This window comes from Shewanella benthica KT99, from assembly GCF_000172075.1.
Classification (GTDB): Bacteria; Pseudomonadota; Gammaproteobacteria; order Enterobacterales; family Shewanellaceae; genus Shewanella; species Shewanella benthica_A.
Map to the genome: position 1 here is coordinate 43,254 of NZ_ABIC01000028.1, position 13,165 is coordinate 56,418.

Genomic DNA, 13,165 nt, shown 5'->3' on the forward strand with positions numbered 1-13,165 from the left:
TCTAGGTCTTAGCCCTACCAGAGAACACCTATCCTTATGACACTGATCACGACACCCAAATAACCAATGAAAAGACCCAGATATATCCAATTTTCTATTCTAATCAGTAAGAAATAAAATCTTATTATAAATTAATCACAACTGAGAATACATGTGTAAGCCAGTGAAAAGTCGACTATAAATTTTATATAAAACGAGCAATTCAAACAATCGTTTAAATTACTTGTTTGGAGTCATTGATCTAAGTCTGATTTTATGTGGTAATGTGATCTGAATTTCTGGTCGGAGGAGCGAAGAAGATGAGCATAAGAACCCAATTAAAAAAGATAATGCCGAGTATTTCTACCACAGAGCAAGAGGCACTCGATGCCGGCGATGTATGGTTAGAGGGATCGATCTTCCAAGGCAAACCTGACTTCGCGGCACTGAGAGATATTCCGGTCGCTAAGTTAAGCGCCGATGAACAGGCCTTCCTCGACGGTCCAGTGACCAGCTTGATAGAGATGATCGATGACTTCGCGATTCAGGGTGATATACATATACCGGATTACATTCTTAGCTACCTTAAAAAGAACAAATTCTTCTCACTGATCATTCCAAAATCCTACGGCGGACTCGAATTTAGCCCTTATGCTAACTCAACCATAGTCGCCACCATATCGGCCAAGAGCTCAGCCGTTGCCGTTACTGTCATGGTGCCTAACTCTTTGGGTCCAGGCGAGCTATTGATGCATTATGGTACTAGTGAACAAAGAGACTACTGGCTACCGCGCCTAGCCAAAGGTCAGGAGATCCCTTGTTTTGCCCTGACCAGCCCGGAAGCTGGCTCTGATGCCGGTGGTATCCCAGATGTAGGCATAGTGACTATGGGTGAATTTGAAGGTAAGCAGGTACTTGGCCTCTCGATCACCTGGGATAAACGTTATATCACCTTAGCCCCTATCGCCACAGTACTTGGACTGGCGTTTAAGGTTCAAGATCCAAAGGGTCTGCTTGGTGGCAAAGAAAACCTTGGCATTACCTGTGCCCTGATCCCTAAGTCTCACCCTGGGGTGCAACTTGGCAATCGTCACGATCCTATGGGCGTTAACTTCTATAACGGCACCACACGCGGCGAAAACGTATTTATCCCTATGGATTTCATCATAGGTGGCCAGGCTAAGATTGGCCGTGGCTGGGCTATGCTAGTTGCATGTCTTGGCGCGGGTCGTGGTATCTCTTTACCTGCTCTTGGCGCAGCAGTGAGCCAGTGCTCATTTAAGTCTTCGGCAGAATATGCCGCCGTCCGTGAGCAATTTGGATTATCTATCGGCAAGTTTGAAGGCATTCAAGAGAAACTTGCAGACATTGCCGGTAAGACCTATCTGCAGGAATCCATGCGAGTGCTGACCACAGAAGGCCTAGGTATAGGCCTTAAGCCTTCGGTAGTGACTGCTATCGCAAAATATCATATGACCGAACTTGGCCGAGACATACTCAATTCCGCCATGGACATTCAAGCCGGTAAGGCCATTCAACGTGGTCCACAAAATACCTTAGCCTCGGCTTATATTGCCCAGCCTATCGCTATCACAGTCGAAGGCGCTAACATTCTGACCCGTAACCTGATGATCTTCGGACAAGGCGTGATGCGCTGTCACCCTCACATGCAGAGCATGGTCGAGGCGATTCACAGCGATCATAAGAATGCCGATAAGGTGTTTAACAGCATATTCCGTAAAACCATAGTTTACAGCATCAACAACAGCTTGCGCGCATTCCGTTTGGGCCTACTGCCATTTACAGCCTCTTCAATCTCTAAGCTACCTGAAGTCGCGACATACGAGAAATCGGTCAACAAGCTGGCTTCGAAGCTCGCGGTATACGCCGACTTCTCTTTGCTGGTACTTGGCGGAAAACTCAAGCAAGCCGAGATGCTATCGGCGCGCCTGGGTGATGTAATGAGTTACTTGTACGCTGCCATGGCGTCGATTCGTTATTACGAGCAGAAACTGCCAAGCGAGCAAAGAGCACAAGCGGCGCCTTACTTTCACTATGCGACCCGTTGGTCTCTGTGTAAGGCAGAAGAAGCACTGCTTGCCTTCCTGGATAACTTCCCGTCGTCGCCAGTACGTAAGTTAATGCGTGTATTAACTGTGACTTATTCGGCTAAAATGCCGAAAGTGAATGATGACTTAGTCAGAGAGCTTGCCGAGCAGGCCCAGCTCAATACCGAGTTCAAGAAGAACCTGACGCACTTGATTAAACCCGTTGTCGGTGATGGTCACTACATCAACGAGCAAGCCTATTTGGCTAAGATGGATTGCCTCGAATTACTGGCTAAGGTGAAAAAGGGGCTTAAGGCGCGTGCATTCAAATCAGGAATGCGCTTCCCTATCACACTCGATAATGCCTTAGCCGCTAAAGTCATCAACGCCACCGAGCACAAGCAATTACAGAGCTACAACCTTAAACGTGAGCGCGCGATCCGCGTCGATGAGTTCGATTTTGATATGAACTTAATTGCTGATAAAGCAGAGCTAAAGATAGCTAACTAAGTTCAGTTTTCACTATACAACGAAGAGATGCAGCCAAGTGGCTGCATTTTTTATGTCCTGCAATTAAAGCAAACCTGTTGCCATCATGTTATTGGTATTAAAGGCATAATTATGTTTTCCACTCTGCTTCACCCGATACATAGCCCTATCTGCGTATTCACACGTCGCGATAAATGGATCTGAGCAATCAAATAGACTGATACCGATACTTAACCCTAATTTGATTTCACAGCAATCAATCTGAACGGGTGTGCGATAATGTTCCAAGATGCTTTGAGCTAACTTAACAATCACCTCTTTATTGATAGCGGTATGCAAAATCACGAACTCATCACCACCAAAGCGAGCCAGCTTTGCTAAGTCTCCCGCCTTATTTTTTAGAGTCTGTGCCACATCCATCAACACTTGGTCCCCGAATCGATGACCATGCTTATCGTTAAGTTGCTTGAAACTGTCGAGATCGATGAAGAAGAGTGCACCACCAATGCGTGGCTGAGTATAAAACGCCTGCTCTAGCGCCTTACGATTGAGCAGATGGGTGAGAGGATCACAGTGAGCTAGCCTGGCTAAATCAAGTTCATAGCACTTCTTTTGGGTAATATCGATATGAGTTCCCATCATACGAACGGGCCGACCTTCAGTGTCATATTCGACGATACGGCCTCTGTCAGAGACCCAACTCACGCTGCCGTCTTTATGCAGCATTCTGTGAACTGCCTGATAGGCATCAACTTTACCGGATACATGGTCTTCAAAAGCGGCTATCACCCAATCTCTGTCTTCCGGATGAAGCTTTTCTTTCCAGCTATCCACATGAGCCGACAGCTCTTGCTCCGTATAACCCAGCAGGTGTCCCCACTCACGATTAAAGATCGTGAGCTTGCCGCTGGGTATATGCTGCTGCCAAAGACATAAACCTGTGCCATCCAGAGCAGCGGTCAACTTCTCCTCGACATTTAGCTTCTGTCGTTTCAGCTCAACATTCTTGTCTTGCAGCGCCTTTATCTGCTCTTGTAATTGCCTGATGGTTTTATCTGCGCACATCTCCCCTGTATCCCTGACATATTATTTTCTTAAGGTCCTACCGCTGAGCTTAACGGAATAGCGTGCCGTAATAAAGCATGGCCTGCCACACTGATAATAAGCAAGCGATATCATTAAAAGTGTTAGTGATGCTGGCTAACTGGTTTCGCCTGATACTGGCATGCCATAATCTACAATTAAGCATATTATTGCGCCTCTATCTCTTGTTGCAGCTCTTTAAGCGCGTCCAATATTGTCATAAACTTATTTCCGAAAGGCATCACATTACTTTTTTAATCTGTCGATAAAGCATAAGATTATCACATCAAACGGCTAAAAATGCCGCTAAGCTAGAGAAGGCCGTTGCCGAGTTGAGTGAGGATGAAGCCTTAGCTGGCTTTAATGGCTTACATCCAATCGGTAGGGTAGGCACTCCATCAGATGTTGCCAATGTCATTAGCTTTTTACTTTCAGATGCATCCACTTGGGTCACAGGTGCCATCTGGGATGTCGATGGTGGCGTGATGGCTAGACGTAATTAAGTCAGTTTTAAGTTTTAAGTTTTAAGTTTTAAGTTTTAAGTTTTAAGTAGAGTAATCATCAGCACTTTGGAATCAACAAGGGCCAGGATATGAATCCTTCATTAAATATAAATCTGCATATGGATTTTTCAGAGCGAGTCGTTATCGACAGTAATGATATGGACTGGCTTCCAAGCCCCCTTGAGGGAGTCACTCGTAAGCCTCTGGCAAGGGAGAACCAAGAGAGCGGCCATGCCACCAGCCTAGTGCGTTATCAGGCTGGTTCACATTTCAGCGCTCACAGTCACCCAAAGGGTGAAGAGATATTTGTGTTAGAAGGCACCTTTTCCGATGAGACTGGTGACTACCCGGCGGGGACTTACATTCGTAATCCGCCAGGCAGCAGTCATAGTCCATTTAGCACAGATGGCTGCACCCTTTTTGTCAAACTCAACCAGTTTAATATTCGAGATATTCAGCAAGTACGAGTCGATACCAAGAGACAGGCATGGCAACGAGGCATTGGAGGGCTCGAGGTCATGTCACTGCATGATTTTGAGGGCCAGCACACGGCGCTGGTGAAATGGCCTGCCGATGAAATGTTTCAACCCCATAGACACTTTGGCGGCGAAGAGGTGCTGGTATTATCGGGGCTGTTTGAAGATGAGCATGGCAGATATCCGGCAAACACCTGGATACGCAGCCCACATCAGAGTGAGCATCATCCCTTTGTGAAACAGGAGACGATTATTTTAGTTAAGGTGGGACATCTGCCTGTTTAAAAAATAAGAGAAAAAGCAGCAACGAGTAACTAGGCCTAGCGGATTTTGCTATTGTTTAGCTCTTTTTAGTAGCTGTTCATGTAGGTAGGCTCCCACTGCTCGGTTTTATTTATCGTTACGACTAGCGACGATTCGTCCTAAGCGCAAGTAACGCATAACACCGGGATCTCAGATATACCTCAGGTTAGTTGACGATCCCTTGATCCAATCAGTTCGAACTAGAAACAAGTACCAAGGTTTTAACGCTCTCAATCACAAAGCAGATGCCTGATATTACAGTGGGTGACTGGCTGGTACTTAATGGTGATGACAGCAAGGGACGTCACACCACAACGGGGCGAACCTTACATCATTTTAGTCAGATTAAAAGCAAAAAACTCACAGCTCCCTTTCATTATAGATAAGGCGGCACAGTATTTATTATCATAATTTTTCAATAAAAGATCATTAATGGTAACTATAATGAATTAAGCCTGAATTCGATTGAAATAGAGAGTCGATTTGCCCCATCGATGGCGACAATACCATTAGGTATATGACCATTCCAGTTAAAGGTAAAACATGAAATCAATCCGATATATCTTCAGTCTGCTCGCGTTGGTGATAATAACCAGCTCAACGGCAGTAGCCGCGCCTCAAGTCGGCGTCATGCTTGGCAGCGATTCTGGGATCAATGCTAAATTTGGTGATATTAAGATAGGAGTAGGGTTAGATAATTTTTCAATCACACTAGACAAGATGATTGATTTTAATAACACACCGTATTTTTACTATGGCTTTGGTGGCAAGATTGACGATATCAATTCCAGTCATCATGATGTTAAATTGGGTGCCAGAGCCATATTTGGTGCGCAAACATCAGTAGAGAAGTTCACTTTCTTCGTTGAGGCTCAGCCTATTCTTTATATTATCGATGATGTGAAAGTCGAGTTGGAAGCCATAGCGGGAGTTCGCTATCAGTTCTAGAGGCACTCAACTATGGGGATTAGCCTGCGAGTTTACCTAGTTTAGACATAAGATCGGCTTTGACTATCTCGATGGCCGCTAACGCGACTTCGACTTCTATCTTGTTACTTTCGAAGAGGTAGATTAGGTCGACAGCCAGTTTAACTTCATCTGCAGCGTCATCCAGAGAAGAAGCTGGCGCGGTAGTGTTTGTGGGGACTTCCTCTGATTCAGGTTTGTTTAGCTTGGACATCTTGTCATCTGGGACCTATCGGATATTGGTTGACTGACATTGTAGATATTTCTTATCTTAGCCACAAGCTCGATTAAGCCTTTAGTGTTTGCTCCAGCAAAGATATACTCAACAATAGATAATCAGGATAACTGACTTAGATGGCGGATAATGAGCGAAACTAGCCCAGGCAAGACACAGAAACTCGATTTCTCAGCAATTAATAAGACCACTGCAAAATCGTTTAACGCACAGAAAAACTTGATTAAACGCCTCTTTAAAGGTAACACAGTCTTGTGTGAAACCTGTAAGCAACCTCTCCAGCTCATCGTGCCGACAGACAAGCAACAGACCGGGAAATATGGTGTTTTTTGTAAACAAGGCTGTACCGATATTGAGTTAGAACTGGAGGTGGTGCTTTAACCCCTCCAAAATCCTCTTGCTAAATCCTTCTTAAATAAGGCGTTAAGGCAGAAAGTTCACCCCGAACTCGGTGCAACGAAACGAGAAAAAACACGAAATTAAAAATGGCATGACGCCAGTGTAGATCAACATATATGAGGCAATAAAACGCAACGATCACACCATAGCGAGCGGCCCCAAGAAAGGCAGGTCTATCGAACGAGTGATCTACCTGCTCAAGCTCATCGTCGAAGAGTTGTTATAAGCATTTTAGATAAATGTAAGCAGGGTAAAATGACTTACTCACGACTAGTTCTGCAAGATTGGTATCTTATGATGGCTAAATAAAAGTGTCATTGAGATCAAGACATAATTGGCCACAATAAAGTCACTAGTTTTTGGCTGTAAATCACTGTCATTGGTGAAATTAAGCTCAACTTCATTACCGGGTTAAGTGATGCCGATGACTTTAAATCAGTGCATGATACTTACGGCCATGATGCCGGAGATAAGGTGCTTTGCGAATTGGCCCGACAAATAACCCATAGCCTACGAACCGATGATTTATGCTGTCGTCTTGGTGGAGATTAATTTATTGTGATCTGCCCAGATACCGAACTAGCCGGTATCAAACACTTTCATTAATGAAGGTTAATCATTGTCAGGTTCGGTGGCATCGTGACCTTGCTCAGGGGAGAGCACCCAATACTCTCCCTCGGTTCGCGCAATGATCACAGTGCCGCAGGCGTCGCTATACACATTGACCGCAGTTCGCATCATGTCCAGGACCCTATCGGTGACTAAGAGCAGGCCTATCGCCTCGAGTGGCAGGCCTATGGCGGCTAAAATCACGGTAATGGCCACTAAGCTTGCCGCTGGGATCCCAGCGACTCCAATAGACGTTAATAGCGCCACGAGAACTATGGTGAACTGGGTGACGAGTCCCAATTCCAGACCATAAGCCTGAGCAATAAACATGGCTGCAACGCACTCATACAAAGCGGTTCCATCCATATTCACGGTTGCCCCTAAGGGCAGTACAAAACTGGCAGTCTTATGTGATACTCCGGCGCGCTTTTTCACGCACTCCATAGTCAGAGGCAGAGTGGCAGATGATGAAGCGGTAGAAAATGCCATCAACATGGCTGGCGACATCACAGATAACTGCTTTAGCGGACTCACGCCCCCGACAAATTTAAGCAAGAGTGGTAAAGCCACAAATGCATGTAGTGCTAATGCCGTGATCACAGTCAACAGAAAAACCAACATGGGGGCGAAGGCACCAAAGCCTGTGGCACTCACGGTTTTAGCGATTAATGCAAAAATACCGATAGGGGCAAACTTGAGGACAAATTGAGTGATAAGCACCATGGTCTTAGACACGCCCTTCCAAAAGTCTCGTAGCACCTCTCCCCTGCGTCCTTCCACACGTCCCATAAAGAAGCCAAACAGCAGGCTAAAGAATATCAATCCCAACATCTGCCCTTCTGCCGCCGCGGCCACTATGTTGGTAGGGATCATGCGGATAAAAATCTCAATCAGATCTTTACTGCCTCTGCCTTCGACTTTCATCAGCGTCGACTCGAGTTCGGCGCTATCGGCGTGCAGGTTTAATAGCTCACCCGCGGGCGCACCATGAATAATGCCTGGGGTAGTGATATTAACGACCGTGAGGCCAATCAAGATGGCAATGAGACTCGTCGTGGCGTAATAGCCCAAGGTCTTGAGCCCCAAACGGCCCAAATTATCCCCCTGATTAAGGCTAGCCATACTGGAGATAATCGATGCCATGATTAAGGGGACAATCACCATTTTTAAAGCATTAAGAAACAGGGTACCGAAAAAGCCATAGACTTGGTAAATTTGACTATTCTGCGGCGTGATCAAGCCAACAAAAATGGCTATAACCATCGCTATCATTATCTGCCAATGAAGTTTCATCTGTCACACCTCAATGAATATACATGGTAACTACCCTACAAATACTAGTAAAACACAGAGGAATTATCTAAATAAGGCCGTCAATCAGTATCCCTACCTGACAATTATCAGTTTTATTGCTAAAAAGTTAATTTCACGATCCTCGTGTACAAGCCTCGTATTCCAGACGTTAGCGTCAGAGGTTCACTGAGTTATCGCCTTAAGTAAAACAGGTTAAAGTTCACCCTAATCACCGTGGTAGGACTTGTTAGCGCCTTGTATATATCAGAGTATTTTTAGTACTAAAAAAGGAAGTAATGCTCTATGGAAGGAGTCATCATAGTTAAAATTGAAGGTGCAGACTTATGTTCAAATCTCTATCATCCGGTATATTTGTCGGCTTATTTGCCGGCCTGATATTAGGTACAATAATTCAATATGGTTTTGCTGGCAGTACTAACCTAGTGGGTGACTCGGCGGTAGTGGCTATGGTTGACCACAGATAAAAGTTAGAAGAAGCTAAGCTAAATTAGCTAGTTAAGGCTTAAGCAATAAGCTAAGCATAGAAAAGTATCTGGTCAACCTAGAGATATTAAGCGGGTTTGTGGTGCTTAGTGATAAATCTATCGAGCTGATTGGCAAACGCCTGACGTTCACTCTGGCCCAATGCCGCCGGGCCGCCGGTATGCACACCACTGGCTCGCATGGTATCCATAAAATCACGCATATTCAGAATAGCCTTAATATTTTGCACCGTATAAAGCTCACCGCGTGGATTCAGTGCCACGCCGCCTTTATCGATCACCTCAGATGCCAAAGGGATATCTGCGGTTATCACTAAGTCGCCGGTATCGAGACGCTTAACTATCTCATCATCGGCCACATCGAAACCCGAAGGCACGATCACCATCTTAATAAAACGTGATGGCGGCACACGCATCGAGTGATTAGCCACTAAGGTTACTTCCACTTTAGCCCTGTCGGCCACCCTAAACAGCGTCTCTTTTATCACGCCGGGACAAGCGTCGGCATCAACCCAAATTTTCATATTTTTCCAATTACTATCATCACATCAATCGAGTCTAGCGACTTAATAGAAAGCACTATCTTCATACCCAAATACAAGTTGACAGTATAATACCAATTCCATTAAATTTATGCTCAATTCAGAGCTCTCTCAGGACTTTTACCATTAACATGATCTGAGCTCTCAATTTGGCTATCGTCAAGCAGTAAGATGGGAACATCTAAACCTAAAATCCCCAATGGGTCTCAGGGTTATGAGAGGATGGTTTACTCGAGATTAGAGCCTCCTTCACTTCATTGAACAGAAAAAACAAGCTAAATATTCAACTGCTTATTTTATAACTCAGGTCAGGACAGAGAGTGTATTTTAGGCCCACAAAAAACCGCCGTTATGGTGCAATAACGGCGGCCTAAAATCTGAATATACGCAGAGGAAGAGTATTTATACCGATTGGTATTACTCTTCGCTTGACGGCACTTTCTTAACGAAGCAAGTGAGGATAACGATGCGGGTACCGTTAACGCGGCCTTCGATGTGCTCAGGATTATTTGTCAGTGAGATGCCACGAACCCTAGTACCACGCTTAGCGGTAAAAGTGGTGCCTTTCACGTTAAGATCTTTAATGATCACCACGTTATCACCGGCTTCGATAATGGCGCCATTGCTGTCTCTATGAGGGACGAAATCGTCATCAACCTCTTCGATGCCTGCATCGCACCATGTCTGCATATCATCATCAAGATAGAGCATATCCAGTAGATCACGTGCCCATGCTTCTTCGCTAATTTGCTTAAGCATACGGTAAGCCATCACCTGAACGGCTGGAACTTGGCTCCACATGCTGTCATTGAGACAACGCCAGTGGTTCATGTCTATGGTGCTACGGTCTTGAATTTGACCAGTACAAGTATCACAGATCATGATACGCGCATCGCCATATCCTTTTGAGTCTGGAAGCTCATAGGAGGCTAACTCTGACCCGCTACCACACAGTTCACACTTGCTGTCGCAGCGCTTTAATAGTTCTCTAGTCATCTCGATCTCTTCAATCAAACATCTGCACAATAATGGGCGGCACTATAGCACAGAGTCCTAAAGTGAAAAAGTGAGTGAGGCCTAAGCCTAGAGCTAGCTCATGTTTCAGTTTTCAGTTCGATGACCGATCGGCACTAACCCTGGATGATGAGATCGAAAACGCAGCCAGTTGGCTGCGTAGATAAAAGGATGAGCTGATATTGTCAGTGCCTGGCTAGGCGCCGATGATCTCTCCCTTGAGCGAATAGGCTATCATCAACAGCTCTTGCTTCTCCTGATCTCCCACTTCGTTCTTATCCAGCGCCACCATGATGTCATCGATGACGGCTAAATATTCCGCCTCATTGATGTTCATGCATCGATGAGCTTCCGGCATAGATTTGCCCGTGTAGTCCTGTGGTCCACCGGTACCGGCACACAAAAACTCGGTCACCATCTTGATCACCCGCTCTCTGTCACTGTCCTTATAACGACTAGCCACGGTTGGGTTTGTCGCATGGGTATCGAATATATCTGCCGCGATCCGTGCGATTTTCTGCTCCCCTCCAAGACGCTCATAAAGACTCATAACACACCTCGTATTCATTAAGCTAAGACCCACTAAGTCTAGTTGAAACGCGTGTGTGTGAATAAAAACTCATGGTGTTTTATGCAGAGAAACTAATTCAACCAAACGGGTCCAGATTTTCCCATACTGGTGGAAAGAGACACAGAGCCTAAATCAATCACCTAGCTCCAAGATCTCGCTTCGATAGATATCAATCGACCTATCGGCAACGATGCCAATGCGGTTATCTGAATAGATATTAATCTCAATATCTTCAAGTTTCTGGCCGTTTTCATCATAGATATTGGTGATCGTGATCGATGAATTAGGCTTTCGGGTAAGAATAAGCATAAAACCTCCATGTCCAGATATGGCTCCCTGAGCAGTATACCCACTAGGTTTAGCAATGAAGTTAACTTTTAGCCAATTAACTAAAAGATAGTGATAGAAATACAGAGATGACTAGCCGTGCTTGTATTGCGGCGAGTCACGTAGGTTATACATGTGTCTCTGTTCTTACTTTCATTGCACTTCGATATACGATGAGTCGAGACATGAAAAACCCACTAAAACAGCCGTAAAGCAATGAGACACCGGCAATAAATGCGACTTGATCTGCCACTTCTTCATGGGTCGCTAACAACACATTCACCACATACTTAAATACAAATATCATCAAGATCAAAAATAACGGCCACCAACTACCACCCAAGACAAAAAATATCATGCTGTTTTACATAGACGACTCCTTCCCAGCTCTCTCCATGACTATTTCTGTTTCCAGTCTGATAAACCATCACCAAAATAAACACTAACAATAGACCCGCCAGCCAAGAGGCTAAACCGAAAACAAGCATTTCATTCCCTCTACTGCTAACTAGAGTGTTCAGGCTGATTAATGAGAATACTGACATGACAAGGGGGAAGATAAACGCCCTTACCCGACTCACACGTCTTTGCCTACTCTGGGAGTATCCCAGGCCGAATAAAGCAATAAAAAGAATAAATACCCAGATCGGTGTTTGCGAAAACGTTTGGGATAGCGGCTCTAATAAGGCTTGAGAAAGTGAATCAAGTTGCATAATAAAATTCCATTTTGATATTTTAACTCGGCAAAAAACATAATGAATAACAATCTACTAAACTAAACAGCCGTGAAAGCCTAATGGCAGTACTCTCGCCATCTTAGCCTCGGCAATGGGACCCGTGGCATTATTTATGCCTGCACCGACCCCAAACACAGGTGCCATAGAATCACTTATGCGGTTATCGAACTGTGGGAACTCCATCTCAATATTACTGCGGGTTAACTTGGCGACTTTCGCAGCCAATACTAATTGCCAATTTCGACAGCTTAGCCAAAATGAAACGCGAAGCCGGCGGGAAGGTCGACCCACTGCTGTAACTTGAAATCCACCTTATCGATAATGAGCAACTTAGCTCCCAACTCAGGCCGCCATAAGAGCGAGTGAGGGTAAGCATTCACCAGAGGGGTGTTGCATTGCTGGCAACGCCCGTGAAATAACTGATATTCGGTGATATCAAGTGTAGGTTTAGGTAATTCAAACACCTGATGACGATAGTTTGGAGCCGAGTTGGCAATGACCTCGCCACCACAATCAGCACAACATGAATCGGGTAAGCAAGCGACTTGCTCATCGGTTGCGCTGAGTTCCGCTAATGGTCTTTTATGCCCCCTATATCCAGGTTGAGCGCCAACCTTATTTCCACTACGAGGCGTTTGAGCTTTTTCGCTCGGCCTTATCCGCAGGGGAATCAGAGGATGGTGACTTGGATGAGTTTCTAGAACTCAATGCTAGGCGGTCTGAAGTGGTCAAGTAACTTTTCCCACAGTTCTTGAATGAGTAAGTTTGCTTTGTTTTCACCTAGTTCAGCAACCGTAGGTGGCTCTGTTACGAATTGTTTTTTCTTTTTCATCAAGCCATTTTCACATGGCAAAGAGATCGTTCAATAGCTATATGACCAAACCTTATCGATCATCAATTGATCGTGTCAATAAGGGGCTGGTGAACGGTTACGAGTGAGGAGCCGATAAACTTTCTTCGGCTCTCTCACTTTTCAACCTTAATCTGTTGCACTTATTACTTGATACCAGCTCTTGCCCAGATACGAGAAGAGTAAAAACAAGCCCGAGGCCGATGAGATCACCTAAAGAGGCACAGTGATCATAGCC

The 13,165-nt window shown here is 45.1% G+C and carries 16 protein-coding genes and 2 pseudogenes; 7 read left to right on the forward strand and 11 right to left on the reverse strand.

From position 1 onward, the window contains the following. The first annotated feature begins 299 nt into the window (after positions 1-299). Positions 300-2,537 (forward strand): acyl-CoA dehydrogenase, encoded by a 2,238-nt coding sequence (locus tag KT99_RS13260; protein WP_040571980.1) that lies wholly within the window; start codon positions 300-302, stop codon positions 2,535-2,537. A 63-nt stretch (positions 2,538-2,600) separates the two neighbouring features. Here the strand turns inward: KT99_RS13260 and KT99_RS13265 are convergent, their stop codons facing one another. Then, positions 2,601-3,581 carry a sensor domain-containing protein gene (locus KT99_RS13265; RefSeq protein ID WP_005500881.1) on the reverse strand — a complete coding sequence of 327 codons (981 nt, stop codon included), beginning with the start codon at positions 3,579-3,581 and terminating at the stop codon, positions 2,601-2,603. Between the two features lie 359 nt (positions 3,582-3,940). On the opposite strand from KT99_RS13265, the pseudogene KT99_RS13270 reads away from it, so the two are divergent. The 3 genes and pseudogenes from KT99_RS13270 to KT99_RS13280 all read left to right on the forward strand — a co-directional run. Continuing rightward, positions 3,941-4,102 (forward strand): annotated as a pseudogene (locus tag KT99_RS13270) (SDR family oxidoreductase); the annotation flags it as partial. Between the two features lie 89 nt (positions 4,103-4,191). Next, the gene (locus tag KT99_RS13275) at positions 4,192-4,863 is read left to right on the forward strand and encodes a cupin domain-containing protein (RefSeq protein ID WP_005500885.1); all 672 of its coding nucleotides are present in this window, start codon (positions 4,192-4,194) and stop codon (positions 4,861-4,863) included. A gap of 561 nt (positions 4,864-5,424) precedes the next feature. Continuing rightward, a complete protein-coding gene (locus KT99_RS13280; RefSeq protein ID WP_005500887.1) occupies positions 5,425-5,829 on the forward strand; it encodes a hypothetical protein in 405 nt (134 codons plus the stop codon). Between the two features lie 19 nt (positions 5,830-5,848). Here KT99_RS13280 and rsmS read toward each other — a convergent pair whose 3' ends face one another. After that, positions 5,849-6,061: a pleiotropic regulatory protein RsmS gene (rsmS, locus tag KT99_RS13285; RefSeq protein WP_005500889.1), complete on the reverse strand. Its 213-nt coding sequence runs from the start codon at positions 6,059-6,061 to the stop codon at positions 5,849-5,851. Positions 6,062-6,211: 150 nt separating this feature from the next. On the opposite strand from rsmS, the gene KT99_RS13290 reads away from it, so the two are divergent. Both KT99_RS13290 and KT99_RS22945 read left to right on the forward strand, forming a co-directional pair. Further along, positions 6,212-6,463 (forward strand): hypothetical protein, encoded by a 252-nt coding sequence (locus KT99_RS13290; RefSeq protein ID WP_005500891.1) that lies wholly within the window; start codon positions 6,212-6,214, stop codon positions 6,461-6,463. A gap of 420 nt (positions 6,464-6,883) precedes the next feature. Further along, entirely contained in the window at positions 6,884-7,033 is a 150-nt protein-coding gene (locus tag KT99_RS22945; RefSeq protein WP_269764051.1) for a diguanylate cyclase, read from the forward strand. 60 nt (positions 7,034-7,093) lie between these two features. On the opposite strand, the gene KT99_RS13295 is transcribed toward KT99_RS22945, so the two are convergent. Next, positions 7,094-8,383, reverse strand: a complete 1,290-nt coding sequence (locus tag KT99_RS13295) for a dicarboxylate/amino acid:cation symporter (RefSeq protein ID WP_005500895.1) — start codon at positions 8,381-8,383, stop codon at positions 7,094-7,096. Between the two features lie 344 nt (positions 8,384-8,727). On the opposite strand from KT99_RS13295, the gene KT99_RS22065 reads away from it, so the two are divergent. Beyond that, the gene (locus KT99_RS22065) at positions 8,728-8,868 is read left to right on the forward strand and encodes a hypothetical protein (protein WP_005500897.1); all 141 of its coding nucleotides are present in this window, start codon (positions 8,728-8,730) and stop codon (positions 8,866-8,868) included. A gap of 86 nt (positions 8,869-8,954) precedes the next feature. Here KT99_RS22065 and KT99_RS13300 read toward each other — a convergent pair whose 3' ends face one another. The 8 genes and pseudogenes from KT99_RS13300 to KT99_RS21735 form a co-directional block, all read right to left on the reverse strand. Continuing rightward, the gene (locus tag KT99_RS13300; RefSeq protein WP_005500899.1) at positions 8,955-9,410 is read right to left on the reverse strand and encodes a YaiI/YqxD family protein; all 456 of its coding nucleotides are present in this window, start codon (positions 9,408-9,410) and stop codon (positions 8,955-8,957) included. 435 nt (positions 9,411-9,845) lie between these two features. After that, on the reverse strand, positions 9,846-10,424 hold the full coding sequence (locus tag KT99_RS13305) for a PhnA domain-containing protein (RefSeq protein ID WP_040571981.1): 579 nt from the start codon (positions 10,422-10,424) through the stop codon (positions 9,846-9,848). Positions 10,425-10,638: 214 nt separating this feature from the next. After that, complete coding sequence (locus KT99_RS13310; RefSeq protein ID WP_005500903.1) at positions 10,639-10,992, reverse strand: group I truncated hemoglobin; 354 nt, start codon at positions 10,990-10,992, stop codon at positions 10,639-10,641. Between the two features lie 153 nt (positions 10,993-11,145). Further along, the gene (locus KT99_RS20930; protein ID WP_005500905.1) at positions 11,146-11,322 is read right to left on the reverse strand and encodes a carbon storage regulator; all 177 of its coding nucleotides are present in this window, start codon (positions 11,320-11,322) and stop codon (positions 11,146-11,148) included. Positions 11,323-11,467: 145 nt separating this feature from the next. After that, positions 11,468-11,698, reverse strand: coding sequence for a DUF6622 family protein (locus tag KT99_RS23605; RefSeq protein ID WP_005500906.1), 231 nt, complete (start codon positions 11,696-11,698; stop codon positions 11,468-11,470). Continuing rightward, positions 11,673-12,053 carry a DUF6622 family protein gene (locus KT99_RS13320; RefSeq protein WP_005500909.1) on the reverse strand — a complete coding sequence of 127 codons (381 nt, stop codon included), beginning with the start codon at positions 12,051-12,053 and terminating at the stop codon, positions 11,673-11,675. Before KT99_RS13320 ends, KT99_RS23605 begins: the two co-directional genes overlap by 26 nt. A gap of 57 nt (positions 12,054-12,110) precedes the next feature. After that, complete coding sequence (locus KT99_RS13325; protein ID WP_005500911.1) at positions 12,111-12,302, reverse strand: hypothetical protein; 192 nt, start codon at positions 12,300-12,302, stop codon at positions 12,111-12,113. A gap of 98 nt (positions 12,303-12,400) precedes the next feature. After that, positions 12,401-12,909: pseudogene (locus KT99_RS21735) on the reverse strand (DUF6444 domain-containing protein); the annotation flags it as partial. Between the last annotated feature and the right edge of the window lie 256 nt (positions 12,910-13,165).

Coding starts and splice junctions, on each gene's coding strand:
- KT99_RS13320 (WP_005500909.1), bottom strand. CDS start 12,053: ATGCAACTTGATTCACTTTCTCAAGCCTTATTAGAGCCGCTATCCCAA.
- KT99_RS22065 (WP_005500897.1), top strand. CDS start 8,728: ATGTTCAAATCTCTATCATCCGGTATATTTGTCGGCTTATTTGCCGGC.
- KT99_RS13265 (WP_005500881.1), bottom strand. CDS start 3,581: ATGTGCGCAGATAAAACCATCAGGCAATTACAAGAGCAGATAAAGGCG.
- KT99_RS13280 (WP_005500887.1), top strand. CDS start 5,425: ATGAAATCAATCCGATATATCTTCAGTCTGCTCGCGTTGGTGATAATA.
- KT99_RS13295 (WP_005500895.1), bottom strand. CDS start 8,383: ATGAAACTTCATTGGCAGATAATGATAGCGATGGTTATAGCCATTTTT.
- rsmS (WP_005500889.1), bottom strand. CDS start 6,061: ATGTCCAAGCTAAACAAACCTGAATCAGAGGAAGTCCCCACAAACACT.
- KT99_RS13310 (WP_005500903.1), bottom strand. CDS start 10,992: ATGAGTCTTTATGAGCGTCTTGGAGGGGAGCAGAAAATCGCACGGATC.
- KT99_RS13275 (WP_005500885.1), top strand. CDS start 4,192: ATGAATCCTTCATTAAATATAAATCTGCATATGGATTTTTCAGAGCGA.
- KT99_RS13305 (WP_040571981.1), bottom strand. CDS start 10,424: ATGACTAGAGAACTATTAAAGCGCTGCGACAGCAAGTGTGAACTGTGT.
- KT99_RS23605 (WP_005500906.1), bottom strand. CDS start 11,698: ATGATATTTTTTGTCTTGGGTGGTAGTTGGTGGCCGTTATTTTTGATC.
- KT99_RS20930 (WP_005500905.1), bottom strand. CDS start 11,322: ATGCTTATTCTTACCCGAAAGCCTAATTCATCGATCACGATCACCAAT.
- KT99_RS13300 (WP_005500899.1), bottom strand. CDS start 9,410: ATGAAAATTTGGGTTGATGCCGACGCTTGTCCCGGCGTGATAAAAGAG.
- KT99_RS13290 (WP_005500891.1), top strand. CDS start 6,212: ATGAGCGAAACTAGCCCAGGCAAGACACAGAAACTCGATTTCTCAGCA.
- KT99_RS13260 (WP_040571980.1), top strand. CDS start 300: ATGAGCATAAGAACCCAATTAAAAAAGATAATGCCGAGTATTTCTACC.